Here is a 25,979-nt window from a genome sequence, read left to right on the forward strand (position 1 = left end):
TAGTCGCCGCTCATTGGGTGCTCCTTGTAAAGCCACGGCTGGCGCGTTTTTCCAGGAAGTGCATGCCGGTCATGGCCAGTACGGTGAGGCCCAGGTACATGAAGGCGGCGACCATGAAGAAGGTGAACGGCTGCTTGGTGACGGTCACGCCGATCTGCGCGTGGCGCATGATTTCTTCAAGGCCGATGACCGAGACCAACGCAGTGTCTTTCATCAGGATCATGAACAGGTTGCCCAGGCCCGGCAGGGCGATGCGCCACATTTGCGGCATGATCAGGCGGGTGAAGATGCGAAATTTCGACAGCCCCAGGGCGACACCGGCTTCACGATGGCCCTTGGGAATGGCGAGGATTGCGCCGCGGAACACTTCCGTGGCATACGCGCCAAAGCACAGGCCCAGGGCGATGACCCCGGCGGCAAAGGCGCTGAGGGACAGGTCGGGGTTACCCAGCATCTCCCCGAGGGCGCGCATCAGGTTGACCGTGCCGAAATAAATCAGCAGTACCCACAGCAGTTCGGGAATACCGCGGACGATGGTTGAGTACGCACCGCCCAGCCATTGCAGCGACTTGTAGGGGGAGGTCTTGGCCAGGGCACCGGCCAGGCCGAGCACCAACCCCAGGCACAGGGCCGTGAGCGCCAACTTGACGGTCATCAGCGCCCCGGCGGCGAGGGCGGGGCCGAATCCGTAGAGATCGAAATTCATGGTGTTTTCATATCGCGGCAGGCAAAGCTGAAAGCCGGCGCGCTTAAAGGCGCGCGCCGGGCAGGCCGATCAGATCATTCGATGCTGAACGGGAAGTACTTGTCGTTGATCTTCTTGTAGGTGCCATCTGCCTTGATCTCTGCCAGGGCTTTGTTCAGGCGTTCGCGCAGTGGGTCGCCCTTGCGTACGGCGATACCGATCTTGTCGCTTTCTACAACCGGGTCGCCCTTGAACTCATAGGCCGAACCGTCTTTGCTCTTGAGCCATTCGTACTGCACGTACTTGTCGGCGAGGATCCCGTCCAGGCGGCCGGAGGTCAGGTCGAGGTAGGCGTTTTCCTGGGTGTCATAGAGCTTTGCGGTGGTGTCAGGCAGCTTGTCTTCCAGGTAGCTACCGGCCAACGTCGCGCGTTGTGCGCCGATGATCTTGCCTTTGAGGTAGGCCGCGTCGGTCTTGAAGTCTGCCGTGGCTTTAGGAGCAATGAACTGCAGCTTGTTGGAGTAGTACGGGTCGGTGAAGTCGACGGCCTGCTTACGTTCATCGGTGATCGACAGCGAGGACACCAGGAAGTCGAATTTTTTGGCGTTCAGGGCCGGGATGATGCCGTCCCAGTCGGAGACATACACTTCGCACTTCTCGACTTTCATCTTGGCGCACAGGGCATCGCCGATGTCTTTGTCGAAGCCCACGACGTTGCCGCTGGCGTCTTTATTGTTGAACGGCGGGTAGGCTGCTTCGATCCCCATTTTCAAGGTTTCTGCCATGGCCGTGGCGCTGAACGCCATCGAAACGGCCGCGGCCAGAAGGAATTTTTTATAGTTCTGCATGCAGGTTGCTCCGTTAACGGTTGCTGGACATGAATTGTTTGCAGCGCGCCGAAAGCGGGTTATCAAACACCTGCTGTGGCGATCCTTGCTCTTCGACCAGGCCCTGGTGCAGGAATACCACTTCACTGGACACCTGGCGGGCAAAGCCCATTTCATGGGTGACCAGCAGCATGGTGCGGCCCTCTTCGGCCAGCGCGCGGATCACATTAAGTACTTCCTGGACCATTTCCGGGTCAAGGGCCGACGTGGGCTCATCGAACAGGATGACCTTGGGCTGCATGGCCAGGGTGCGGGCGATGGCCGCCCGTTGTTGCTGGCCGCCGGACAGTTGCGCGGGGTAGGCGTGGCGTTTGTCACCGATGCCGACCTTGGCCAGCAGGGCCTCGGCGACTTCGATGGCTTCGGCCTTGCTCTGGCCGAGCACACGGCGAGGGGCCTCGATGATGTTGTCGAGGATGCTCATGTGCGGCCACAGGTTAAAGTTTTGAAACACAAAACCGATTTCGCTGCGCAGGCGGTTGATCTGCTTGCCGTCGGCGGCCATCAGCTCGCCGTTTTTCGCGGCCTTGAGCTTGAGCTCTTCGCCAGCCACCAGGATCTGCCCCTGGTGCGGGTTCTCCAGCAGGTTGATGCAGCGCAGGAACGTGGACTTGCCGGAACCGGAGGAACCCAGGATCGAGATCACATCGCCGTCGCGAGCGGTCAGCGAGATACCTTTGAGTACCTCCAGCTCACCATAGCGTTTATGCAAGTTGCGGATTTCAAGCGCGGGCGTGGCCTCAGCCATGTGCGGTCCTCATTGTGTTCATTGCGTTCGACGCTGTTGGGCCGCCTTCCTGGCGAGGCGCCAAGCTAGCATAGCGTCTGGATGACAGCCAACAGCGCTGCGGACGGTTAACCGGGGCTCTGCGGCAGGGTGTCGCATCGGCACAGCAGCGTGTCGCGCCATCAACAACCGAACAACCGTTTGATCCCGAAAATCCACAGGCTTTACGTAAAAAGGGCGCGATGGTGCCAGCTTTGGCCGGGTGTTGGAAGGGTTAACCGGGTAAACGGCGCCTGACGGCACTTTTATGGAGCGTTGCGGACTTTGCGTGTGTGTTTGTGGTGCACGCGCTGCTCTGGAAAGTGGGTCGCTCGGTAACGCTGTAGCGGAATGCCAGCATTCTCAATGACTTGCAACGGTTAATGAATTGTCCTACAGCCCGCGTCAATTGCGGCTTTGTAACATTTTGGCGCAAATCTTGCGTAAAAAATAAAGAACGCCTTGTTGGTTTCTTTTCACAAGAAAGACTGCAGACCGGGCGAACCGTTTTCGCAATTCCTCGCAAAGGTGTGTCAATGAGTAGTACGCAAAGCTCCAATGACCTCGAACAGGGGCTCAAACCGCGTCACGTCACGATGTTGTCGATTGCCGGCGTTATTGGCGCCGGTTTGTTTGTCGGCTCCGGCCACGCGATAGCTGCCGCCGGCCCTGCGGTGCTGCTGGCCTACGCCGCTGCCGGTACGCTGGTGGTGCTGGTCATGCGCATGCTGGCCGAGATGGCCGTGGCGTCACCGGACACCGGTTCGTTCTCCACCTACGCCGACAGGGCAATCGGTCATTGGGCCGGTTTCACCATTGGCTGGCTGTACTGGTGGTTCTGGGTCTTGGTGATTCCTTTGGAAGCCAACGCCGCCGCCACCATTCTCAACGCCTGGTTCCCTAACGTGGCCATCTGGGCGTTTACCCTGATCATTACCTTGCTGCTGACGGCGACCAACCTGTTCAGCGTGAAGCACTACGGCGAGTTCGAGTTCTGGTTCGCGTTGATCAAAGTCGTGGCGATCGTGGGCTTTGTGATTCTCGGCCTGGCCGCGATCTTCGGCTTTTTGCCGACCAGCCAGGTCAGCGGCGTGTCCCACCTGTTCGATACCCAGGGCTTCATGCCCAATGGCATGGGCGCGGTATTGGCGGCGATCCTGACCACCATGTTCTCCTTCATGGGCACCGAGATCGTCACCATTGCGGCGGCTGAATCGAAGAACCCAGGCCAGCAAATCACCAAGGCCACCAACTCGGTGATCTGGCGGATTGGTTTGTTCTACCTGCTGTCGATCTTCATCGTGGTTTCCCTGGTGCCTTGGAATGATCCGAGCCTGGCGGCCGTAGGTTCCTACCAGACCGTGCTGGAGCGCATGGGCATCCCGAATGCTAAGCTGATCGTCGACCTGGTGGTATTGGTCGCCGTGACCAGCTGCCTGAACTCGGCGTTGTACACCGCCTCGCGCATGCTGTTCTCCCTGGGGCGTCGCGGTGATGCACCGGCTGTGTCCAAGCGCACCAACAAAAGCGGTACGCCTTACTGGGCGGTGATGCTGTCCACGGGCGCAGCGTTCCTGGCGGTGTTCGCCAACTACGTGGCCCCAGCAGCAGTGTTCGAATTCCTGCTGGCCAGTTCCGGCGCTATCGCGCTGCTGGTGTACCTGGTGATCGCGGTGTCGCAACTGCGCATGCGCCAGAAGCGCACGGCGGCGGGCGAGAAGATCGTCTTCAAGATGTGGCTGTTCCCGGGCCTGACCTACGCGGTGATGGTGTTCATCGTGGGCACGTTGACCATCATGCTGTTCCAGGAAGCCCACCGCGTGGAGATCATTGCGACTGGGGTCTTGAGCTTGCTGGTAGTGGCGGCGGGGTTGTTGGTGTCGAGCCGTCGCAAGGCGCAGAGAGTCGGCGCGGTGGTGCTGAATTGATGTGATGGAATGCGGTGCTTGATTGCGCCGCAGTTCAGATGTGGGAGGGGGCTTGCCCCCGATGGCGGTGCGTCAGTCGACATCTAATTGACTGATACTGGCCTCATCGGGGGCAAGCCCCCTCCCACATGTTGTTTGGCGTCAGTCTTGGGCGTTGGTGAGGGCCTGGGAGGCGGCCACATAGTCGGCCTGGAACTGCGGCGACTCGATCCACGCCAGGGCGGCAGCTTCATCCTCGCTGTCCGTGGCCCACTGCCGATACTCGATCAGCGCCGCGAGGATAAAGTCGGTGGCTTCTTCTTCGCCTTCCTGTTCCAGCACCAGTGCGAGCAGTGGGTGGGCCAGGAACACCGCACACAGTGCCTGCTGGCTGGTCTCGCCGGCGGTACGCATCGCCACGAACAGCTCGGTCAAATCCACCGACTCAAGGTCAATCCGCTCATCATCCCCGGCAAACGCATCCGGCTTGGTCGCGACGGCACGCTGGGTACGGTTCTGCTTGGCCTTGGCCTTGGCCCGGTGGGCACGTTTTTGCTGCTTGTTCGGCGAGGCCATGGGCTCACGTCCTTGGGTCAGGATCTGGGTGGGGTATTGAAGCGCAGGTTGGGGGAAATCCCAAGGGTATCTGGCGCTAATTGGCCGTTTTGAAGCCAGTCCAATGCGATCGGCCACAATCGGTCCTGATACTCGCTGCGAAAGAACGCGAAATGCCCGACCTGTTTTTCGCCGATGTCTTGTGGAGCGATGCGCAGATGGGTGCGCTCACTGTTTGCGAAATAGCCCAGCAAGCGCTCAATCGCTGGCACGGTGCCGAACGGGTCGTCAGTGATGCTGATCGCCAATATCTGCGCCTTCACTCGACTGAATGGCAAGTCGGCCAGGGCACGTCCGCTGGGCCGCGTCTCATACCTGGGCGTTGGCGTGCTCCAGTCGCGCACCACGCCTGCCGGCGTATCCTCCAGCCAGCCCAACCGCTTGCCGGGGAAATACCCACAGAGTGCCGTCAGCAGCGGCATCACCACATGCCACTTGGCAAACATCTGCCAGCGCCCGGCGGCTGCGTAATCGCGCCAGTAGGCGAACTGCGCGCCCACGGTGACGATTCGCCGGATCACCGCGCCGGATGCACCCAGCCCCGCCGCACAGCCACCAAAGCTGTGGCCGACCACATCAATCGGTTGGCCTGGAAACTCGCGCTGTGCCCGCCGCAGGATCGCTTCGAAATCCCGCGTGCCCCAATCCGACCACGACGCCTTGAAACCGCGCAACGAACCGAGGCGGGACTCGCCGATGCCGCGATAGTCGTAGGTGATCACGTCGAAGCCGTTGGCGAACAGGTAATCGGCGAAACGTGAGTAGTGGCGGCAACGTACGGAGGTGGCGGCGTTGATGATGACGACCGGTCGTTCGAGATCGGTACGCGGGTGGCGCCAGGTGGAGCCTGCGAGGGGGTAGCCGTCGGCGGCGGATTCTTTGAAGGATTCGCGTTGGCTATTTCTGGGTGTAGTTGCACGTTCTATTGAAGAGGCGTCATTCAAGTTCATCGTTTCAAAGCCCCTGCCTGGATTATTGTTTTTTAGTACCGAAATTATTGATTGCATCGAGCAGTACAACGCCTCTTCCCTCGACCTCGCGCCAGTAGAAGCATAGGCTCACGCCTTTGCGATTCATACTGAGTGTTTTCATGACCCGCGACACCCTCGAGCACAATCAGGTCCCGGTCTACTTCGCCGCCGTCCTGCTGGCTGCCGCTTTCGGCCTGCTCGCGCCTTCGTTGGCCCATGGCCTTGGCGTGCTGGTTACGCCCGCCATCGCGGTGCTGATGTATGCGATGTTCCTGCAAATCCCGTTTCTGGATCTGCGCCAGAGCCTGGGTCACAAGCGCTTTCTGGCGGCGTTGCTGCTGGCCAATTTCATCCTCGTGCCGTTGCTGGTGTGGGGGTTGACCCGTGGCCTGGTGGAGCGCCCGGCGTTGCTGGTGGGCGCATTGCTGGTGTTGCTGACGCCGTGTATCGACTACGTGGTGGTGTTTACCCATATCGGTAAGGGCGATTCCCGCCTGATGCTGGCGGCGACGCCGTTGCTGTTGCTGTTGCAGTTGGTGCTATTGCCGGTGTACCTGGGTTTTATGCTGGGGGCGCAGGCCGACGTGGTGGTGCAGGCAGGGCCGTTTGTCGAGGCGTTCCTGTTGTTGATCGTGGTGCCGATGATCCTGGCGGTGATCACCACCTCCCTGGCGCGGCGATCATCGCCGGTCAACGCTTGGAGCAATGCCTGGGCGTGGTTGCCGGTGCCGGCGATGGCACTGGTGTTGTTCGTGGTGATCGCCTCGCAAATCACCTCGGTGGTGCGGGATATCAACCTGCTGCTCCCGGTACTGCCGGTGTATATCGGCTTTTTGCTGCTGGCGCCGCTGATGGGGGCGTTGGCCGCGCGGTTGTTCGCGTTGCCAGCGGTCACGGCGCGGGCGGTGACGTTCAGTGCATCGACGCGCAACTCGCTGGTGGTGCTGCCCTTGGCGCTGGCGCTGCCCGAAGACGTGCGTGGGGTGGCGGCGACCGTGGTGATCCTGCAGACCCTGGTGGAGCTGGTGGGTGAGTTGGTCTACGTCCGGCTGGTCCCGAAGTGGGTGTGGCCTGCGAGTCGCTAGAAGCGGCAATCTTCAGGTTGTTCAGGCGCTATTCAGGGGCGGGTTCGGCACCATAGGTCCGCGCTCCCTACCTGACAGGTCAACCGATGGATCAACGCTACCGCTTTCGCCTGGAGTCCCTGGGCATTTTTCTGATCGCTTTGTTGCTGTTCACCCTGGGTATCTGGGATCAGCAGCCCCAGGGCTTTGATGGGCGCTGGGCGTTGTTCCTGCAGGAGATGTTTCGCCATGGCGCGAGTCTTTTCCCTACGACCTATGGGCAGCCCTACGCCGACTACCCTGGTACCGCGACGTTCTTCAGTTTTGTATTTGCGCGCTTGTTCGACGCGCCAAACCATCTGGCAAATGTCCTGCCCACGGCGCTGGCCTCGGCGGGTGTGGTTGCCCTGATCTATCGCTTGCTGGTGCCTTACGGCCGCAACTGGGCGTTGCTCACGGTGCTGCTGACCTTGCTCACCACTCAGTTGCTGGAAAAGTCGCGCTCGGTCTGCCTGGACCAGATGGTGGCGCTGCTATGCGTCGGCAGTTTCTATCTGCTGCACAGTGGTGAACGCCTCGGTTCGCGCCTCAGGCAATTGGCGGTGTTCCCGCTGTTCGTCCTGGGCTTTGCGATTCGCGGGCCGTTAGGGTTGATCGAGGTCTGCGGCGTGGTCTGCGTGTATTGGGCGTTGGGCCGTCCCGGCGAGCGGGTCAGGCAGGTGCTGGTGCACGGTATGGTTGGCCTGGTGCTGTTGGCGGCGTGCTGGTGGTTGCTGATGAAGCTGGCGCGGATCAGCGGTGGCGATGCCTTTGCCGATGAAGTGTTCAGGATGCAGGTCGGTGGGCGCCTCGACGAAACCGGTGAGCCGTTCTATTTCTATTTCCAGTTGAGTTTGTACCGCTACTTCCCCGTGGTGCCCCTGGCGTTGGCCACGATGATTGCGTTGCGACATCGCTGGGCGCAGCGCCAATGCGATGAGAATGTGCAACTGGCGATACGGCTTGCGGCCTGCGGCCTGATGATTTTGCTCGGGCTGTCGGTGCCGCACTTCAAACGTGCCTATTACATCTTGCCCATGGTGCCAATGTTCGCCGCTGTCGCGGCCTATGGGCTGCTCCATGCGCAGGGCTGGTTTGCGGGCATACGTCGATGCTACGAAGGGCTCGTCGTGGCGCTGCCGGCGTTGGGTGGGGTTGTGGTGTTTGTGTGTCGCTATGGGTGGCAGAAACACGGTTACTGGCCTAACGTTTCGTTGCCTCTGCTGATTGGCGCTCTGGTGCTGTTGCAGTTGGCGGCGTTGCTTGCCTGGCGTCGCAGCGCGCGACTGGTGTCGCTCAGTGCGATTGCACTCGCGGCGCAGTGGTTGTTGCTGGTGACGGTGGTGGAGCCGGCCAAGGACCTGCAGTTCGACACCCGGCAGTTTGTCAGCCAGGTGGAAGCGCTGCGTGCGACGGAGCCTGGGCCGTTGGTGTTCGTCAATCTCGGTCGGGACACCTGGGCGGTGCGCTACATGATGAACCTGGACCACGACGAGCAACCGCTGTTCGTTGGGCGCAATGAGATGGAACGGTTGGGCGAACTGCCTCGGCCGGCGTGGGTGATAGTGGCGCGTAAGGAAACCGCGCTGCTGCAGGGAACGCCAGTGGAGCATTTGACTCCGATGTACAACGGGCGCTTGAACGACAACCCGTTGCTGGTGTTTCTGCTCAAGTGAACAGGCGATTTAGAGCGTGTTGGTGTATGTTTGCCGGGTAAATGACCGGCGGGTCATATAACGCCTATCTGGCTTTACCGTTTTTGTAATCGTTGTAACGTGCGGATCAAGGAAATGATGGAAATGGACTTCAAGCGGCCCGGCGCTCAATCACCCGGTGCGACCTCCCTCGCGGGTGGCGGTCACGTGATCGGCCGCTCGCGGCTTGGCTTGCTGAGCATCTGTTTCGACGGCGGCTGCAGTTACCCCTCGATGATTATCATGTTGCAGGGCGTGTTCAAGCGCTACGGGCGCCTGGTGCGCTTTGGCGAGAAGTTGTCGGCGCAGGACTGGTTAAATCGGGTCGAGGAGCGCGGCTTCCAGGTGTCGGACCAAGAGAGGGCGGCGGTGGTGACGCTGATGTGGGATCGGCGTTGAGTGACCGAGTGGCAGGGGCGATGTTGAATCGCCCTTGATCAAGGCGTCAAATCCCAGGCAACAAAAAACCCGCACCAGGCGGGTTTTTTGTGTGTTCCAGATGATAGTTGCACCACCTGAAACTTAATAGTGGTGCCCAGAGACGGAATCGAACCGCCGACACGGGGATTTTCAATCCCCTGCTCTACCGACTGAGCTATCTGGGCAACGGGGCGCATTAAACGGGTTTTTCAGGGGGTCGTCAAGCAAGTTTTCAAAAAATATTTAATTATTACCGTCGCTTACGTGCCGACCCCGGTTTTTGATCAATTATTGAGCAGGCGGCACGTAGCCGTCGGCCTTGGCGTAATCCTCGCCGGAAAAATACTTGTCCATCTCACCTTGCAGGTATTTGCGGTCTTCGGCGTTCATCATGTTCAGGCGTTTTTCGTTGATCAGCAGGGTCTGGTGTTTTTGCCAGTCGGCCCAGGCTTTGGCGGAAACATGATCGAACACGTCCTGGCCTTTGGCACCTGGGTATGGAGGGCGTTCCAGGCCGGGCAGTTCTTCTTTGTACTTGCGGCACATTACGGTGCGGGTCATGACGACTCTCCTGCGTTCAATACTTCAGCCGCGCGCTTCAGCAGTTTTTTCACCGGGGCGGCAAGGCCCAGGCGCGGCGGGGTGGCGAGGTTATACCAGAGCCAGTCGGCCTCGGCCACGTGATGGGCGGATTCCTCGACCTGGACCAGCCAGGGTTCGATGGCCAGCTGGAAGTGGCTGAAGGTGTGGATCAGCCCCGGCAGTGCCTGTTGCGTGCCCAAGGCCAGTGCATGCTGGTGGGCGAGGTGTTCGAGGTCGTCGAGGTCGTCCAGCTCCGGCAAGCTCCACAAACCGCCCCACAGGCCCGTGGAAGGGCGACGGTAAAGCAGGATCGCGCCCTCGGCGTTGGCCAGCATTGGCATCAGCGTGCGCTTCTGGGGGATGGCCTTGCGTGGCTTGGGGATCGGGTAGCGTGTCTCCAGGCCGAGCATATGGGCTTCGCAGCCTTTTTCCAGCGGGCATAACAGGCAACTGGGCTTGCTGCGGGTGCAGAGGGTTGCGCCCATGTCCATCATCGCCTGGGTGTAGGCGTTGACGCGGGTCTGCGGGGTGAAGCGCTCGGCGGTGGCCCAGAGTTGCTTGGCGACCTTCGGGTCGCCGGGGTAGCCCTCCTGAGCGGTATAGCGCGCCAGGACGCGCTTGACGTTGCCGTCGAGGATCGGTGCGCGCAGGCCCATGCTCAGGCTGGCAATTGCACCGGCCGTGGACAGGCCGATACCGGGCAGCCCGGTGAGTTTTTCGACATCGCGGGGAAACTCGCCGCCGTACTCGGCCACGACGATCTTCGCGGTCTTTTGCAGGTTGCGTGCCCGGGTGTAGTAGCCCAGGCCGGTCCACAGGTGCAGCACTTCATCTTCCGGGGCGGCGGCCAGGGCTTCGACGGTTGGCAGCGAAGCCATGAAACGGTCGAAGTAGTTGAGCACGGTGCTGACCTGGGTCTGTTGCAACATGATCTCCGAGACCCACACCCGGTAAGGGGTGATGCCCTGTTGCCAGGGCAGGTCATGGCGACCGTGGCGGTCGTACCAATTCAGCACCGCCTGCGAAAACTGCTCGTTTCTCATCGTTTGAACAGGCCTTTCAACGCATCTTTGAGTTGCGGGTTAACCTTGTCGAGCTTCTCTTCCAGCTTCTCGTTGAGGCGGTTGCCGGCAGCCTTGATGGCGACCTGGCCCAGGCCATCCTTGTCCAGGCGGCATGCCTTGGCGCCCAGTTCCAGCGGGCCACGGCAACGTAACGGAACTTCGATGCCCTGGAAGTTGGCGCCTACTTCACACGCCGGGTCCGGTACTTCGCGTTGGTCGCCTTCGACGATGATGCCCACCCGATAATCCATGCCGAGCACACGCAGGTCGATGTCACCGTTGCCGTTCACCGTGAGGCCTGGGATACGCACTTTCAGGTCAGGGTTATTGGCTACGCCATTGCGGAAGCTCAGGTTGCCCTTCAGTTCCTCGAACGGTGTGTCCTTGCCGCGTGGCTCGCTGTTCAAGGTCTTGCGGTTGAGCAGGGCAATACCGGTGCATAACTGCTGTTCAAGGTTGGCGTTGAGCAACACGCCATTATTGATCACGAAGCTGGCGGTGCCGTTGAGGCTGTCGATCAGGGCCTTTTGGCTGTTGCCGCGGCCGCTGAGGTTGCTGTCGAGGGTGACCAGGCCTTTCACCGGCGGATTTTGCCCTTGGGCTTGCAGGATGCGTTCGACCGGCACCTGCTTGATGCGGCTCTGCAGCGCCAGTACCGGAATATCCTGGCGCACATCGAGGGTGCCGTTGGCCTGGAAGGTGCCGTTGTAGAGGCCGCCGCTCAGGGTGTCGAGCTTGAGCTGGCCGTCGAGGCCGGTGGCCTTCAGTGCCGCGTTCTGGATTGGCAGCTTGCTCAGGGTCAGTTGCCCAAAGGTGAGGTCGGCATTCACATCCAGGGTGCGCAGGCGGGTCAGTGGCAGCAGCTTGTCGGTGCTCCAGGCGCCCTTGGTCGGGGCGTCCGGCAGCGGTGTGGTGCCACCGGCGGCCATCGCGCCGGCTTCGCTGTTCTGGACTTCGGCCTGGCGTGCAGCGGCGGCGCCTTTGGCGGCGTCGGACTTGGCCGGCAGGTAGTTGTCGGCGTTGAACGTGTCGCCCTTCAGTTGCACGCGCAGTGACTGCTTGGCGAAATCGTCCACCGCGATGCGACCGGTAAAGGTGCTGCCGTCGAGTTTCAGGTTCAGGTCTTCCAGCGCCATGCTGGTCGGCGTGCCCTTGAGGCGGCTGACCAGTTCGACCTTGCTCAGGCTGCCCTCGGCCATGTGCGGCAGCGGGTTGCCGATGCTGTCGAGGAACGTGGCCAGGTCAAACTGGGCGATGGACAGTGCGCCACTGATCTGCGGTGTCTTGTCGAGGTCGTTGACCTTCAGCTCGCCGAGTGCGCGCAGCTGGTTGGCCGAGAGTTTCAGGTTGGTCCACTCGGCAATGTTGGCCGCCAGGTCCACCAGCAGTTGACCCTGGGTGGAGAAGGTCACGGTCTTGCCTTGCAGCGGTTCACCGGTGGCTTCGCCGCTGAGTTTCATGTCTTCGAACTGGTAGCGCTTGAGGGCGCGTTGAATGCGCAGGTTGCCGTTGAGCTCGGTCTTGACGCGCATCACCGGCTGGTTACTGCCGAAAAAGGCCGTGAGTTTCAGCGGAATGCTTGCCCCTTCGTGCACGGCACCGGCGCTCAGCTGGATGCTTTCGGCGCTGAACTGCTTGCCGGTCTGCTCATCGTTGTATTCGATGCGGGCGTTGTTGATCGTCAGGCTGTCGATATCGAGGCGGATCGGTTTTGGCGGTTTTTCCGGTTCGTGCTCGGCAGACTGCTCCACTGGGGCAGGGGTGGCGGTACCTGCCTCCGGCGCGGTCTTACCGATGTCTTCCCAGTTGCCATGGCCCTGCTTGTCACGGTTCAGGCGTAGATTGAGGCCCTCGACACGCACATCGCTCATCTGCACCTCGCGGCGCAGCAACGGCAGCACGCGTACCGACAGGCCGAGCATCTGCAGGTCAGCGAACGGTTGGGTCGGGTTGGTCAGGGTCGCGACGCTGGCTTCGTGCAACTCCAGGCCCAGCCACGGGAACAGGCTCCAACCGATATCGCCATTGAGCGTCAGCTCGATGTGGGCCTTGTCGCGGGCAATCTGGCGAATCTCGTCTTTATAGTCGTTGGGATCGAAGAGATGGGTCAGGGCAAAGCCGAGAGCCACAATGATCAGCAACAACCCGAGAAGTACCAGACCCAGGATTTTGCCGAACGCTTTCATGGGCGAGTCCTTGTATGTCGATTTCAAAATGTAGCCGCAGAGTATAACGCCCGACGACCGGCGTCAGTTCACAGATCGTTACATTGTATCTAGGGCCAGGAAAACGGAATTTTGACGTCAAAAAGTGCAAAAAATCCGAAAAACGTAGTGGCACTTTGGTTTTTATGGCGTCCACTGATGCTAATCTCTGCACGTTCGTTCGCCTTCTGCGACTTAAGGTCGCGCCTAAATGGAGCTCTACTCAACAAAACGGCCACGCTTTGCGTGCAAGGCCGAGGGAGAGAGCGCCTGACGAACACATACTAACAACTGGGGGAAACACCAATGAGTACTAGCATGGCGGCGAGTATTACTGCCGCACAGCCTGCGTTCCTGTCCAAGGAACGCATCATCGCCAAGCCCGGTTTCAACCGCTGGCTGGTTCCACCGGCCGCCCTGGCCATTCACTTGTGCATCGGCATGGCCTACGGCTTCTCGGTGTTCTGGCTGCCACTCTCCAAGGCGCTGGGTATTACCGCACCTGTTGCCTGTGCGCCGGACATGAGCTTTATCGCCCAAGTCTTCTCGTCCCAATGCGATTGGCCCATCTCTATGCTGGGCTGGATCTACACCCTGTTCTTCATCTTCCTGGGCTGCTCGGCAGCGATCTGGGGCGGCTGGCTGGAACATGCCGGGCCACGCAAGGCGGGTGTTGTATCGGCGCTGTGCTGGTGCGGCGGCCTGTTGATCTCGGCGCTGGGGATCTACACCCACCAGATCTGGCTGATGTGGATCGGTTCTGGGGTTATTGGCGGTATCGGCCTGGGCCTGGGCTATATCTCGCCCGTGTCCACCCTGATCAAGTGGTTCCCGGACAAGCGCGGCATGGCGACCGGCATGGCGATCATGGGCTTCGGCGGTGGCGCCATGGTTGGCGCGCCGCTGGCCGCTGCGTTGATGGGGCACTTTGCTTCGCCGACCAGCGTGGGCGTGTGGCAAAGCTTCCTGGTGATGGCGGCGATCTACTTCGTCTTCATGATCGGTGGCGCACTGTCGTACCGTGTTCCGCCGACCGGCTGGAAGCCTGAGGGCTGGACCGCACCGGCGAAAAAAGCCAGCAACTCGATGATCACCCACCGTCACGTGCATGTGAACGTGGCCTGGAAAACCCCGCAATTCCGCCTGGTATGGCTGGTGCTGTGCCTGAACGTCTCCGCCGGTATCGGCATCCTGGGCATGGCTTCGCCGCTGCTGCAGGAAGTGTTTGGCGGCAAGCTGTTGGGTGTGGATGTACCGTTTGGCCAGCTGGATGCGGGGCAACTGGCGTCGATCGCGGCCATTGCTGCGGGCTTCACTGGGCTGTTGAGCCTGTTCAACATTGGTGGCCGGTTCTTCTGGGCGTCGTTCTCCGACTACCTGGGCCGTAAAAACACCTACTTCGTGTTCTTCGCCCTGGGCTTTGCCCTGTACGCACTGATCCCGAACCTGGGGCACCTGGGTAACGTGGCGCTGTTCGTGGCGGCGTTCTGCATCATCCTGTCGATGTACGGCGGTGGTTTTGCGACGGTTCCGGCGTACCTGGCCGACCTGTTCGGTACCCAGATGGTCGGCGCGATCCACGGTCGCCTGCTGACTGCCTGGGCGGCGGCGGGCGTGTTGGGCCCGGTGCTGGTCAACTACCTGCGTGAATACCAGTTGAGCATCGGCGTTGAACGCGCTGCGGCCTACGACATCACCTTGTACATCCTGGCGGGCCTGCTGGTGCTGGGGTTCATCTGCAACATGCTGGTGCGTCCTGTGGCCGACAAGTACTTCATGACCGATGCCGAGCTGGCTGCCGAACAGGCGCTGGGTCATGACAAAGGTGCTGATGCCACGACCGTGCTGGAGTGGAAAGCCTCCGCCGGCAGCAAGCCGCTGGCTGTTGCGGCCTGGTTGGTGGTGGGTATTCCGTTGGCATGGGGGGTGTGGGTGACCCTGCAGAAGACGGCGGTGCTGTTCCACTGACACCGCGCATGCCTTGTGGTCCCAGGCGTGTTGGGACCACAGGCGTGTTGGGGGTTGTGGCGAGCGGGCTTGCCCCGCGTTGGGCTGCGCAGCAGCCCCAATAAAACCAACGCGTTCTTCCCGTCAGAACGCGTTGGTACATTTTGGGGCTGCTGCGCAGCCCAACGCGGGGCAAGCCCGCTCGCCACGACAAGCCCGCTTAGACACTAAGCCCGCTTCGACACATAAGCCCGCTCTTGCTTGTATGCACATGTCTATCCCCGACACTCCATCAGTCTTATCCCCTTCGATGTTTCTGTTTAGCGCCCGCGCCCCTATAATGGCTGCCTTTTTCGCCCAATGATTTTGCGGAGCTGGTGATGGCCGAACGTAAGGCGTCCGTCGAGCGCGACACTCTGGAAACCCAGATCAAAGCCTCGATCAACCTGGATGGCACCGGAAAGGCCCGATTTGATATCGGTGTACCTTTTCTTGAGCACATGCTGGACCAGATCGCCCGTCACGGGCTGATCGACCTGGATATCGTCAGCAAGGGCGACCTGCATATCGACGACCACCACACGGTGGAAGACGTAGGCATCACCCTCGGCCAGGCGTTTGCCAAGGCCATTGGCGACAAAAAAGGCATCCGTCGCTACGGCCACGCCTATGTCCCGCTGGACGAAGCGCTGTCGCGCGTGGTCATCGACTTCTCCGGCCGCCCAGGCCTGCAGATGCACGTGCCCTACACCCGCGCCACCGTGGGCGGCTTCGACGTCGACCTGTTCCAGGAGTTCTTCCAGGGTTTCGTCAACCATGCGCTGGTGAGTCTGCACATCGACAACCTGCGCGGCACCAACACCCACCACCAGATCGAAACCGTGTTCAAGGCTTTCGGCCGCGCGCTGCGCATGGCAGTGGAGCTGGATGAGCGTATGGCCGGGCAAATGCCCTCGACCAAGGGCGTCCTGTAATGCAGACGGTCGCGGTTATCGATTACGGCATGGGTAACCTGCACTCGGTGGCCAAGGCCCTCGAGCACGTCGGGGCCGGCAAGGTGCTGATCACCAGCGATGCCAATGTGATTCGCGAAGCCGACCGCGTGGTATTCCCGGGCGTTGGCGCGATTCGCGATTGCATGGCTGAAATTCGCCGCCTGGGCTTTGACAGCCTGGTGCGCGAGGTCAGCCAGGATCGCCCGTTCCTCGGCATCTGCGTGGGCATGCAAGCCTTGCTCGACAGCAGTGAAGAGAACGACGGCGTCGACTGCATCGGCCTGTTTCCCGGCCAGGTGAAGTTCTTCGGCAAGGACCTGCACGAAGACGGCGCCCACCTGAAAGTCCCGCACATGGGGTGGAACGAAGTCAGCCAGGCGGTGGATCACCCGCTGTGGCACGACATTCCGGACATGGCGCGTTTCTACTTCGTGCACAGCTACTACATCGCCGCCGGTAACCCGCGCCAGGTGGTGGGGGGTGGGCACTACGGCGTCGACTTCGCCGCTGCGTTGGCCGAAGGTTCGCGTTTTGCCGTGCAGTTCCACCCGGAGAAGAGCCATACCCATGGCCTGCAATTGCTGCAGAACTTCGCCGCCTGGGATGGGCGCTGGTAAATGGCCAGGAAACCGAAGCAGCCGATCTTGAACCTCACGCCTGAGCAGGAGCGTGAGGCCACCGACAAGATCAAGCGCTTCATGGAGGATCGCTTCGAGCTCAAGCTGGGCTCGTTCGAGGTCGCCGAGATTCTTGAGTTGTTCACCACCGAAGTGGCTCCGCATTATTACAACAGGGCGATTTTCGATACGCAGACGCTCCTTAAAGAAAGGTTCGAAAGCATCGAAAGCGACCTGTGGTCGCTTGAGAAACCCTGATTTCCCGAGCATTGCTGAATATCGAATAAGGTTTGCCAGATGCTGATTATCCCCGCTATCGATCTCAAGGACGGCGCCTGCGTACGTCTGCGCCAAGGCCGTATGGAAGACTCCACCGTGTTCTCCGATGACCCGGTGAGCATGGCTGCCAAATGGGTGGAAGGGGGCTGCCGTCGTCTGCATCTGGTGGACTTGAACGGCGCCTTCGAAGGCCAGCCGGTCAATGGCGAGGTGGTCACCGCGATCGCCAAGCGCTACCCGAACCTGCCGATCCAGATCGGCGGCGGTATCCGCTCCCTGGAAACCATCGAGCACTACGTGAAAGCGGGCGTGAGCTACGTGATCATCGGCACCAAGGCGGTGAAAGACCCGGCGTTCGTCGCCGAAGCCTGCCGCGCATTCCCTGGCAAGGTGATCGTCGGCCTGGACGCCAAGGACGGTTTCGTCGCCACCGACGGCTGGGCTGAAATCAGTACCGTGCAAGTCATCGACCTGGCCAGGCAGTTCGAGGCCGACGGTGTGTCCGCCATCGTTTATACCGACATCGCCAAAGACGGCATGATGCAGGGCTGTAACGTACCGTTCACTGCGGCACTGGCGGCGGCGACGAAGATTCCGGTGATTGCTTCCGGCGGTATTCACAACCTGGGCGACATCAAGTCGCTGCTGGACGCCAAGGCTCCTGGGATCATCGGCGCCATTACCGGCCGCGCGATCTACGAGGGCACCCTGGACGTCGCCGAAGCCCAGGCTTACTGCGATGCCTACAACGGCTGAGGACTGACCATGGCGCTGGCCAAACGCATCATCCCTTGCCTGGACGTCGACAACGGTCGCGTGGTCAAGGGCGTCAAGTTCGAGAACATTCGTGACGCCGGCGATCCGGTGGAAATCGCTCGCCGCTACGATGAACAAGGTGCCGACGAGATTACCTTTCTCGACATCACCGCCAGCGTCGACGGCCGCGACACCACGTTGCACACCGTCGAACGCATGGCCAGCCAGGTGTTTATCCCGCTGACCGTGGGCGGTGGCGTGCGCACCGTGCAAGACATCCGCAACCTGCTCAATGCCGGCGCGGACAAGGTCTCGATCAACACCGCGGCCGTGTTCAACCCGGAGTTTGTCGGCGAAGCCGCGCAGCACTTTGGCTCGCAATGCATCGTGGTGGCCATCGACGCCAAGAAAGTCTCCGGCCCCGGCGAAACCCCGCGCTGGGAGATCTTCACCCACGGCGGGCGCAAGCCAACCGGGCTGGACGCAGTGGAGTGGGCGATGAAGATGGAAGGCCTGGGCGCCGGCGAAATCCTGCTGACCAGCATGGACCAGGACGGCATGAAAAACGGCTTCGACCTGGGCGTGACCCGCGCGATCAGTGATGCGCTGGGTATCCCGGTGATCGCCTCCGGCGGCGTCGGTAACCTGCAACACCTGGCCGATGGCGTGATCGAAGGCCACGCCAGCGCGGTGCTGGCGGCGAGTATTTTCCACTTTGGTGAATACACCGTCCCCGAGGCCAAGGCCTACATGGCGGCGCGCGGTATCGTCGTTCGCTAAACGCTGCTGGACACCATGGCGGGCGCGCGGCACTCTCTGCGCTTGCCATGGATTCCGGTAGCCTTCATGTTCAAGACCCTGCTGCTTGCCCTCGCCAGCACCTCCATTTTTATGGTGAGTGCAGCTCACGCCGAAGAACCGTCTGATACCTCCCTGGTGCTGCTGACGGAAAATTTCCCGCCCTACAACATGGCGAAAAACGGCAAGAACTTCGCCAAGGAAGAGAACATCGAAGGCATCGCCGTGGACATCGTGCGAGAAACCTTCAAGCGCGCCGGCATTTCCTACAACCTCACCCTGCGTTTCCCGTGGGAGCGAATCTACAAGCTCGCCCTGGAGAAACCCGGCTACGGCGTATTTGTCATGGCGCGCCTGCCGGATCGCGAAGCGTTGTTCAAATGGGTCGGCCCCATTGGCCCGGACGACTGGGTGCTGCTGGCCAAGGCCGACAGTAAGATCCAGCTTGCCGACCTTGAGCAGGCGCGCCGCTACAAGATCGGCGCCTATAAAGGTGATGCGATTGCCCAGACGCTGGAGAAGCAGGGCTTGACCCCGCTGGTGGTGCTGCGCGACCAGGACAATGCGCAAAAGCTCATGGACGGCCAGATCGACCTTTGGGCGACTGGCGATCCCGCCGGGCGTTACCTGGCACGCCAGGTGGGGGTGACCGGGCTCAAGACGGCGCTGCGCTTCAACAGCGCCCAACTCTATCTCGCGCTGAACAAGGATGTGCCGGATGAGACCGTGGCGAAGCTGCAGGCGGCGTTGGACCAACTGCGCAAGGAGGGTGTGGTCGACCAGATCATGGCGAAGTACCTCTAGCCTTCCGTCGACTCTTTTTTGTGGCAAGCCCTAATGCGGTTCAGTTAAGGCTTTTTTTGTAGGAGCGAGCTTGCTCGCGAAAAACTCACAGGCGCCGCGTTCATTCAGGAAACACGCGTTATCGTTGACGTTTTTCGCGAGCAAGCTCGCTCCTACAGAAGGCGATGTACGCTTAACTGAACGGCATCAGGGCTTTCGAATCGCCACAGAGGTATCAGATCCTTAGCGATAGATGCCGTTCTTACCGTGACCACCCATGGCCTGGTTACCGCGCACACTGATCATCAACTTGATATCGATCCAGTCGACGCCCTGGGCCTTGAGCTTGGGCAGCTCGCGTTCCAGTACCGCCAGGGTCTGCGGGTACGGATGACCGATCATCACTGCCGAACCCTGTTTATGCGCCAGCTTGATCGCGGTTTGCAGTTGCGTGGTGATTGCGGCTTCGGTGCGCTCGTCGTCGAGGAAGACATCCCGCGAGACATGGGCCAGGCCAATTTTCTGTGCCTCGGCGGCGGCGACGGTCTGCGCGCTGGTGCGGCTGTCGACAAAGAATTTGTTGCGTCGTTGCAGGTCGGCCATCAACCAGGCCATCGCCGCGGGCTGTGCGGTCATTCGACTGCCCATGTGGTTGTTGATACCGGCGGTGTAGGGCACGGCCTGGAACGCGGCGTCCAGGCGCTTGCCGAGCTCTTCGATAGGCAGGTCGGGGTGCCAGGCGAACGGACCGGTGGCCGGGTCCATGGGCATGTGCAGGATCACGATCTTGCCGGCCTTGTGCGCTTCGCGGGCGAATTCGGCGGCGTGGGGCGTGTCGGGCATGATTGCGGTGGTCACCGGCCCAGGCAGGGTCAGCACGCGACGATCCCGGGCCAGGTTTTGCCCGAGGTCGTCGATGATGAGGGTCAGGTAGGCTTTGTGCGGCTCGCTGGCGGGAGTCGCGTGAGCGACCCCTGCCAGGCTGCATAGCGCAGCGATGATCAGGGCAAAGCGCATATCAACGGCTGCGCGTAATGCTCAGGCCCTTGAGCAGGCTCAGCGCCTGGGCCAATTGGTAGTCATCGTCCTGCGGCATCGGTTTGGCTTTGGAACCGCTGCCGGTTGGCTGGTCGGCGCCGCCGTTGCCATTGCCCAGGTGGCCTTGCAGGTCCGCTTCCTTGTAGTACTCGCTGTCGACCTCGTTGGTGATCTTGGCCTTGCGCACTTCGATGTCCGGCACGATGCCCTGGGCCTGGATCGAGCGACCGTTTGGCGTGTAGTACAGCGCCGTGGTGATCTTCAGTGCACGCTCGTTGTTCAGCGGCAGCACGGTTTGCACCGAGCCTTTGCCGAAGCTGGTCGTGCCCATCAGCACGCCGCGCTTCTGGTCCTGCAGGGCACCGGCAACGATTTCCGAGGCCGAGGCGCTGCCGCCGTTGATCAGCACGGCCAGTGGTACGTTTTCGCTGAGGTCGTTGCCGGTAGCCGAGAAGCGCAACTCGGAATTGGCGATGCGGCCCTTGGTGTAGACGATCAGGCCCTTGGTGATGAAGTGGTCGACCACTTCCACCGCCGCCTGCAGCACGCCACCTGGGTTGTTGCGCAGGTCGAGCACGATACCGTTGAGCTTCTTGCCGTTGTCCTTGCGCAGTTTGGCCAGGGCCTTGGCCACTTCGTCGCCGGTCTTGACCTGGAACTGGGTAATACGGATGTAGCCGTAGCCTGACTCCAGCAACTGGCTCTTCACGCTCTTGACCGTGATGGTCGCGCGGGCCAGGGTCACGTCGAACGGGGCACCGCCGTCGCGCACCAGGGTCAGGGTGATTTTCTGGCCGATTTTGCCGCGCATCTTGTCGACGGCTTCGGTCATGGTCTGGCCGCGGGTCGGCTGGCCGTTGATCTTGACGATCAAGTCGCCGGCCTGGATACCGGCCTTGGACGCTGGGGTGTCGTCAATCGGGGAGACGACCTTGATCTGGCCGTCCTCGGCGCCGACTTCGATGCCCAGGCCGCCGAATTCACCGCTGGTGCTTTCCTGCAGCTCGGCGAAATCTTCCGGGCCGAGGTAGGCGGAGTGTGGGTCGAGGTTGCTGAGCATGCCCTTGATGGCATTCTCCAGCAGGGTCTTGTCGTCTACGGGTTCGACATAGGCGGCCTTGATCCGGTCCATGACCTCGGCAAAGGTGCGCAGCTCGTCCAGCGGCAACGGCGCCTTGGTGGTCGCGGCCGTGGCGGCAGGTGCAGCCGGTGCGGCCTGGTCGGCAAAAGCCAGAGGCGCGCCGATCACCAGGGCGATCGTCAGGGCCAGCGAAGTGAGGCGGGACAAATGCAGCATGTCGAACGAACTCCTAGTGTAGATGCGCCCCTATCCTTGGGAGCGGCACCATTGTGCGGGATCGCTCGGGCGACCCTGCTGACGAATAGCGAAGTACAGCGCCGGGGTGTCCTGGCCGCCACTGTTACCGACAGTGGAGATGGATTCACCGGCTTTTACAACATCACCTGCCGACTTGAGTAAAGTCTGATTGTGGCCATAAAGGCTCAAATAGCCATTACCGTGGTCGAGAATCACCAACAAACCGGCGCCCCGCAGCCAATCGGCAAACACCACGCGGCCACCGTGTACGGCATGGACCTGGCTGCCAGCAGCGGCGCTGATCATCACCCCGTCCCACTTGGCGCGGGTGTCGTCGCCACGGGTTTCCCCAAAGCGTGCCAGTAGTCGACCATCAACCGGCCATGGAAGTTTGCCGCGCGCGGAAGCAAAAGGGCCGCCGAAGGATTCGCCGGCGCTGGAAACCAGCGGGCCAGGTGCTGCGTGCGCGGGCTTGCGGGGGGCCGGAGCGTCCGTGGTGGCTGCCAGTTCGGCCTCACGCTGGCGCTTTTTTTCGGCTTCCTGCTGGGCGATCAGCGCTTTCTGGCGCGCTTCCTCGGCCTCACGTGCCTGGCGGGCCAGGGTTTCTTCGATGGTCTTGAGTACCTTGGCCAGGTCGGCCTGGTCCTGCTCGCGAGCTTGCAGCTTGGCGTCGCGGGCCTTTACGTCTTCGTTGAGCTTGGCCAGGGCCAGCTGGCGTTCCTTGCGGACCTTGTCCAACTGGTCGCGCTGGACGTCGAGGGCGCTTTTCTGGTCGAGCAACTGCGACTGCTGGTCGGCGATTTCCTGTTCGACATTGGCCAGTTGGCGCAGGGTCTCGTTGAAACCCTTCAATTGCGCCAGGCGTGCCTGGCTCACGTAGTCGTAGTAGGTGAGGGTGCGCGCGAACTTTTCCGGGTTCTGCTGGTTGAGCAGCAGCTTGAGGTACTCCTGGCGGCCGCTCTGGTAGGCGGCGCGGGCCTGGATCGCGATCAGGCGTTGCTGTTCAACGCGTGCGCTCTGGAGTTTTTTTTTCTCAGCGTCGAGTCGCTCCAGTTCCGACTCGCTCTTCTTTAATTCTTTTTGCAGCTCCTGGACCTGTTTCTCCAGCTTGCCCATCTCGGTTTCCGTGCCGCGCAGGTCTTTCTGCACCCCGGATTTTTCTTCCTGGAGCTTGCCGAGCAGTTTTTTCAGCTCGGTAATGTCCTGACGCGTAGCGTCCAACTGTTGTTGGGTTTGCGCGCGCTCATCGGCAAACGCCGGTTGGAGCAGGCAGACAAGAGCGAGGGTAATCAAGGCGCGAAGCATAGAGGCGGGCGACACCACGGAAAGGGACGGCCTAGTATGCCCGCCAAGCGCTGCAAAAAAAACGCCCAATTCAGGCTTCCGGGCAAGATAGGTGCCGAGTGGCGCTGGTATGGCAAAAAGACATCTACCAAACGCGGAAGATCCAATGTGGGAAGGGGCTTGCCCCCGATAGCGGTGTATCAGCCACATAGGTGTCAGCTGATCTACCGTAATCGGGGGCAAGCCCCCTCCCACACTATTTTTCGGTGATTCTGAGAATCAGACCAGAATCGAAGTGCCGGTCATCTCTTTCGGCTTCTCCAACCCCATCAGCATCAACATTGTCGGTGCCACATCCGCCAGCACGCCGCCATTACGCACTTTGAAGTCGCGCTTGCCGACGTAGATGAACGGCACCGGCTCGGTGGTATGGGCCGTGTGGGCCTGCCCGGTGGATTCGTCGGACATCTGCTCGCAGTTACCGTGGTCGGCGGTGATCAGCGCTTCGCCGCCGACCTTTTCCAGCGCATCGACGATGCGGCCGACGCATTGGTCCAGGCATTCCACGGCCTTGATCGCGGCTTCCAGGTTGCCGCTGTGGCCGACCATGTCACCGTTGGCGTAGTTGACCACGATCACGTCATACCGCTGGTGGTCGATGGCGTCGACGATCTTGTCGGTGACTTGCGGTGCGCTCATTTCCGGTTGCAGGTCGTAGGTGGCGACTTTAGGCGACGGGATCAGGATGCGCTCTTCGCCGGGGAACGGTTCTTCGCGACCGCCGGAGAAGAAGAAGGTCACGTGGGCATACTTCTCGGTTTCGGCGATGCGCAGCTGGGTCTTGCCGTTTTTCGCCAGGTAGTCGCCCAGCACGTTGTCCAGGCTGCCTGCGGCAAAGGCTGCGGGGGCGGGGATGCTGGCGGCGTATTGGGTCAGGCCGACATATTGGACTTTTGGCTGGCGCGCACGCTCGAACTCCTTGAAACCGTCTTCGACAAACACACGGCTCAGCTCGCGGGCGCGGTCGGCGCGGAAGTTCATGAAGACCACGGCGTCGCCGTCTTCGACTTTCACCGGCTCGCCGATGGTGGTGGCTTTGACGAACTCATCGCTCTCGCCACGGGCATAGGCGGCTTCAAGGCCCTCCTGGGCGGTGGCGGCGTTGAATTCGGCCTGGCCGTCGACGATCAGGTTGTAGGCCTGGGCCACGCGGTCCCAACGGTTGTCGCGGTCCATGGCGAAGTAGCGGCCGACCAGGCTGGCGATGCGGCCTTTGCCCAGGGCAGCGAAGGTGGCGTCCAGCAGCTCAATGGACGACTGCGCGCTCTTCGGCGGGGTGTCGCGGCCGTCGAGGAAGGCGTGCAGGTAGATCTTGTCGGCGCCCCGCTTGAAGGCCAGTTCGGCCATGGCCACCAGGTGGTCCTGATGGCTATGTACGCCACCGTCGGACAGCAGGCCCATGAAGTGCACCGCTTTGCCGGCGGCGACGGCTTTATCCACGGCCGCGCAGATAGTCGGGTTCTCGAAGAACTCGCCATCGCGGATCGCTTTGGTCACGCGCGTGAAGTCCTGATAGACCACTCGTCCGGCGCCCAGGTTCATGTGGCCGACTTCCGAGTTGCCCATTTGGCCGTCCGGCAGGCCCACGTCCATGCCGGAACCGGAGATCAGGCCGTTGGGGACGGTGGCGGTCAGGCGGTCCAGGACCGGCTTGCGCGCCGAGTACACGGCGTTGTCGTGGTGGCTTTCACTGTGTCCGAAGCCATCGAGAATTATCAGGACCAAAGGTTTAGGCGTAGTAGTCATAGATCCTCTCGCGGCGGTAATTAGTGAAGGGGATTGAAAAGGGAGTGGCAGTTTAAAGCGAAGTTCCGACCACGTCACCGCTTTACGGGGGTTGGCCCCCCCTGGCGGCTGTGTATACTTACCGCCATTTTAACGCCCTGGAACCTCCTTGATGGTTGATCACCTGATTGCATTTGCCACTGCCCACTATCTGCTCGCGGGTGCCTTCGTCATCCTGCTGGCGCTGCTGATCGCTCACGAGATGAGCCGCGGTGGCCGCAGCCTGAGCACGTCGGAGCTGACCGCGCTGGTCAACAAGGATGAGGCGATTGTCGTGGATATCCGCCCGGCCAAGGATTTTGCCACCGGCCATATCGTCGGCGCCCTGAACATTCCGCAGGACAAGCTGATTGCGCGCCTGGCCGAGCTGGAAAAACACAAGGCCAAGACCATCATCCTGGTCGACGCCCAAGGCCAGCACGCCGGCACCCACGCCCGCGAAATGCTCAAGACCGGTTTCACTGCGGCCAAGCTGTCTGGTGGTATCAGCAGCTGGCGCGCCGATAACCTGCCGCTGGTGAAGTGATATGAGCCAGGTTGTCGTCTATTCCAGCGATTGGTGCCCTTACTGCATGCGAGCCAAGGCTTTGCTGGAGAAAAAGGGTGTTGCCTTCGAAGAGATCAAGGTCGACGGCAAGCCCCAGGTGCGTGCCGAAATGGCCCAGAAGGCGGGGCGCACGTCCGTTCCGCAGATCTGGATCGGCACCCGGCACGTCGGTGGATGCGATGACCTGTTCGCCCTGGAGCGCTCCGGTAAACTCGATGCGCTGCTGCACGTCTGACTCCCAACCCCTAAAAGACCCCAAGATCAAGAAGGATCTGCGATGACTGACCAACAGAATACCGAAGCAGCAGAAGCCCAAGGCCCACAGTTCTCGCTGCAGCGCATCTACGTGCGTGACCTGTCGTTCGAAGCGCCGAAAAGCCCGGCTATCTTCCGCCAGGAATGGACCCCAAGCGTTGCCCTGGACCTGAACACCCGTCAAAAGGCACTGGAAGGCGACTTCCACGAAGTCGTGCTGACCTTGTCGGTCACCGTCAAGAATGGCGAAGAAGTGGCCTTCATCGCTGAAGTGCAACAGGCCGGTATCTTCCTGATCCAGGGCCTGGACGAGGCGTCCATGAGCCACACCCTGGGTGCGTTCTGCCCGAACATCCTGTTCCCGTATGCCCGCGAGACCCTGGACAGCCTGGTTACCCGTGGTTCGTTCCCTGCGCTGATGCTGGCTCCGGTGAACTTCGATGCCCTGTACGCTCAAGAGCTGCAGCGCATGCAACAGGAAGGCGCGTCGACGGTTCAGTAATCTCGAACCCGACGCAGAACCCAATGTGGGAGGGGGCTTGCCCCCGATGGCGGAGTGTCAGTCGACATCTATGTGACTGATCCACCGCTATCGGGGGCAAGCCCCCTCCCACATTTG

Annotated in this window: 26 protein-coding genes and 1 tRNA gene; 14 read left to right on the forward strand and 13 right to left on the reverse strand. The window is 61.2% G+C overall.

What is annotated here, in order from left to right:
* Window positions 1-10 precede the first annotated feature (10 nt).
* From ACODSV_RS14330 to ACODSV_RS14340, 3 genes are all read right to left on the reverse strand, one after another.
* Window positions 11-706, reverse strand: coding sequence for an ABC transporter permease (locus tag ACODSV_RS14330; protein WP_024072847.1), 696 nt, complete (start codon window positions 704-706; stop codon window positions 11-13).
* A gap of 74 nt (window positions 707-780) precedes the next feature.
* A complete protein-coding gene (locus ACODSV_RS14335) occupies window positions 781-1,533 on the reverse strand; it encodes an ABC transporter substrate-binding protein (protein WP_024072848.1) in 753 nt (250 codons plus the stop codon).
* 13 nt (window positions 1,534-1,546) lie between these two features.
* Entirely contained in the window at window positions 1,547-2,320 is a 774-nt protein-coding gene (locus tag ACODSV_RS14340) for an ABC transporter ATP-binding protein (protein ID WP_024072849.1), read from the reverse strand.
* A 554-nt stretch (window positions 2,321-2,874) separates the two neighbouring features.
* Here ACODSV_RS14340 and gabP point away from each other — a divergent pair.
* Window positions 2,875-4,266 carry a GABA permease gene (gene gabP / locus ACODSV_RS14345; RefSeq protein WP_024072850.1) on the forward strand — a complete coding sequence of 464 codons (1,392 nt, stop codon included), beginning with the start codon at window positions 2,875-2,877 and terminating at the stop codon, window positions 4,264-4,266.
* A gap of 141 nt (window positions 4,267-4,407) precedes the next feature.
* On the opposite strand, the gene ACODSV_RS14350 is transcribed toward gabP, so the two are convergent.
* Window positions 4,408-4,821 (reverse strand): hypothetical protein, encoded by a 414-nt coding sequence (locus tag ACODSV_RS14350; RefSeq protein ID WP_102625371.1) that lies wholly within the window; start codon window positions 4,819-4,821, stop codon window positions 4,408-4,410.
* 17 nt (window positions 4,822-4,838) lie between these two features.
* Entirely contained in the window at window positions 4,839-5,810 is a 972-nt protein-coding gene (locus ACODSV_RS14355) for an alpha/beta hydrolase family protein (RefSeq protein WP_150055985.1), read from the reverse strand.
* 140 nt (window positions 5,811-5,950) lie between these two features.
* On the opposite strand from ACODSV_RS14355, the gene ACODSV_RS14360 reads away from it, so the two are divergent.
* The 3 genes from ACODSV_RS14360 to ACODSV_RS14370 all read left to right on the forward strand — a co-directional run bounded on the left by ACODSV_RS14360 (window position 5,951) and on the right by ACODSV_RS14370 (window position 9,027).
* Complete coding sequence (locus tag ACODSV_RS14360) at window positions 5,951-6,916, forward strand: arsenic resistance protein (RefSeq protein ID WP_150055984.1); 966 nt, start codon at window positions 5,951-5,953, stop codon at window positions 6,914-6,916.
* 86 nt (window positions 6,917-7,002) lie between these two features.
* The gene (locus ACODSV_RS14365) at window positions 7,003-8,610 is read left to right on the forward strand and encodes an ArnT family glycosyltransferase (protein ID WP_150055983.1); all 1,608 of its coding nucleotides are present in this window, start codon (window positions 7,003-7,005) and stop codon (window positions 8,608-8,610) included.
* Between the two features lie 114 nt (window positions 8,611-8,724).
* Window positions 8,725-9,027 carry a hypothetical protein gene (locus ACODSV_RS14370; RefSeq protein WP_223817908.1) on the forward strand — a complete coding sequence of 101 codons (303 nt, stop codon included), beginning with the start codon at window positions 8,725-8,727 and terminating at the stop codon, window positions 9,025-9,027.
* Between the two features lie 130 nt (window positions 9,028-9,157).
* On the opposite strand, the gene ACODSV_RS14375 is transcribed toward ACODSV_RS14370, so the two are convergent.
* From ACODSV_RS14375 to ACODSV_RS14390, 4 genes are all read right to left on the reverse strand, one after another.
* A tRNA-Phe gene (locus tag ACODSV_RS14375) sits at window positions 9,158-9,233 on the reverse strand.
* A gap of 103 nt (window positions 9,234-9,336) precedes the next feature.
* Complete coding sequence (locus tag ACODSV_RS14380) at window positions 9,337-9,609, reverse strand: oxidative damage protection protein (RefSeq protein ID WP_024072880.1); 273 nt, start codon at window positions 9,607-9,609, stop codon at window positions 9,337-9,339.
* The gene (gene mutY, locus ACODSV_RS14385) at window positions 9,606-10,673 is read right to left on the reverse strand and encodes an A/G-specific adenine glycosylase (protein WP_102625375.1); all 1,068 of its coding nucleotides are present in this window, start codon (window positions 10,671-10,673) and stop codon (window positions 9,606-9,608) included. The genes ACODSV_RS14380 and mutY overlap by 4 nt, the downstream gene beginning before the upstream one ends.
* Complete coding sequence (locus ACODSV_RS14390; protein WP_069075091.1) at window positions 10,670-12,880, reverse strand: AsmA family protein; 2,211 nt, start codon at window positions 12,878-12,880, stop codon at window positions 10,670-10,672. The genes mutY and ACODSV_RS14390 overlap by 4 nt, the downstream gene beginning before the upstream one ends.
* Before the next feature lie 324 nt (window positions 12,881-13,204).
* Between ACODSV_RS14390 and ACODSV_RS14395 the strand changes: the two genes are divergently transcribed.
* From ACODSV_RS14395 to ACODSV_RS14425, 7 genes are all read left to right on the forward strand, one after another.
* Window positions 13,205-14,866 carry an OFA family MFS transporter gene (locus tag ACODSV_RS14395; RefSeq protein WP_041160817.1) on the forward strand — a complete coding sequence of 554 codons (1,662 nt, stop codon included), beginning with the start codon at window positions 13,205-13,207 and terminating at the stop codon, window positions 14,864-14,866.
* 359 nt (window positions 14,867-15,225) lie between these two features.
* On the forward strand, window positions 15,226-15,819 hold the full coding sequence (gene hisB / locus ACODSV_RS14400; protein WP_017849940.1) for an imidazoleglycerol-phosphate dehydratase HisB: 594 nt from the start codon (window positions 15,226-15,228) through the stop codon (window positions 15,817-15,819).
* Window positions 15,819-16,457, forward strand: a complete 639-nt coding sequence (gene hisH, locus ACODSV_RS14405; RefSeq protein WP_150095395.1) for an imidazole glycerol phosphate synthase subunit HisH — start codon at window positions 15,819-15,821, stop codon at window positions 16,455-16,457. The genes hisB and hisH overlap by 1 nt, the downstream gene beginning before the upstream one ends.
* Window positions 16,458-16,715 carry a DUF2164 domain-containing protein gene (locus ACODSV_RS14410; RefSeq protein ID WP_024072885.1) on the forward strand — a complete coding sequence of 86 codons (258 nt, stop codon included), beginning with the start codon at window positions 16,458-16,460 and terminating at the stop codon, window positions 16,713-16,715.
* A 39-nt stretch (window positions 16,716-16,754) separates the two neighbouring features.
* Window positions 16,755-17,492, forward strand: coding sequence for a 1-(5-phosphoribosyl)-5-[(5-phosphoribosylamino)methylideneamino]imidazole-4-carboxamide isomerase (gene hisA, locus ACODSV_RS14415; protein WP_016972250.1), 738 nt, complete (start codon window positions 16,755-16,757; stop codon window positions 17,490-17,492).
* 9 nt (window positions 17,493-17,501) lie between these two features.
* A complete protein-coding gene (hisF, locus tag ACODSV_RS14420) occupies window positions 17,502-18,272 on the forward strand; it encodes an imidazole glycerol phosphate synthase subunit HisF (protein ID WP_003171107.1) in 771 nt (256 codons plus the stop codon).
* Window positions 18,273-18,338: 66 nt separating this feature from the next.
* Entirely contained in the window at window positions 18,339-19,094 is a 756-nt protein-coding gene (locus ACODSV_RS14425; protein WP_150055624.1) for a substrate-binding periplasmic protein, read from the forward strand.
* 222 nt (window positions 19,095-19,316) lie between these two features.
* On the opposite strand, the gene ACODSV_RS14430 is transcribed toward ACODSV_RS14425, so the two are convergent.
* From ACODSV_RS14430 to gpmI, 4 genes are all read right to left on the reverse strand, one after another.
* Window positions 19,317-20,090, reverse strand: coding sequence for a divergent polysaccharide deacetylase family protein (locus ACODSV_RS14430; protein WP_150095482.1), 774 nt, complete (start codon window positions 20,088-20,090; stop codon window positions 19,317-19,319).
* A 1-nt stretch (window position 20,091) separates the two neighbouring features.
* Window positions 20,092-21,408, reverse strand: a complete 1,317-nt coding sequence (locus ACODSV_RS14435; protein ID WP_024072888.1) for a S41 family peptidase — start codon at window positions 21,406-21,408, stop codon at window positions 20,092-20,094.
* 30 nt (window positions 21,409-21,438) lie between these two features.
* Window positions 21,439-22,734 (reverse strand): murein hydrolase activator EnvC family protein, encoded by a 1,296-nt coding sequence (locus ACODSV_RS14440; RefSeq protein WP_024072889.1) that lies wholly within the window; start codon window positions 22,732-22,734, stop codon window positions 21,439-21,441.
* A gap of 258 nt (window positions 22,735-22,992) precedes the next feature.
* Entirely contained in the window at window positions 22,993-24,519 is a 1,527-nt protein-coding gene (gene gpmI, locus ACODSV_RS14445; RefSeq protein WP_024072890.1) for a 2,3-bisphosphoglycerate-independent phosphoglycerate mutase, read from the reverse strand.
* A 151-nt stretch (window positions 24,520-24,670) separates the two neighbouring features.
* Between gpmI and ACODSV_RS14450 the strand changes: the two genes are divergently transcribed.
* The 3 genes from ACODSV_RS14450 to secB are packed head-to-tail and all read left to right on the forward strand — an operon-like array spanning window position 24,671 to window position 25,862.
* Window positions 24,671-25,084 (forward strand): rhodanese-like domain-containing protein, encoded by a 414-nt coding sequence (locus ACODSV_RS14450; protein WP_041160819.1) that lies wholly within the window; start codon window positions 24,671-24,673, stop codon window positions 25,082-25,084.
* Window position 25,085: 1 nt separating this feature from the next.
* Complete coding sequence (grxC, locus tag ACODSV_RS14455) at window positions 25,086-25,340, forward strand: glutaredoxin 3 (protein WP_024072892.1); 255 nt, start codon at window positions 25,086-25,088, stop codon at window positions 25,338-25,340.
* Window positions 25,341-25,382: 42 nt separating this feature from the next.
* Entirely contained in the window at window positions 25,383-25,862 is a 480-nt protein-coding gene (gene secB, locus ACODSV_RS14460) for a protein-export chaperone SecB (RefSeq protein ID WP_024072893.1), read from the forward strand.
* Window positions 25,863-25,979: the final 117 nt, after the last annotated feature.

This window comes from Pseudomonas sp. FG86, assembly GCF_057808775.1.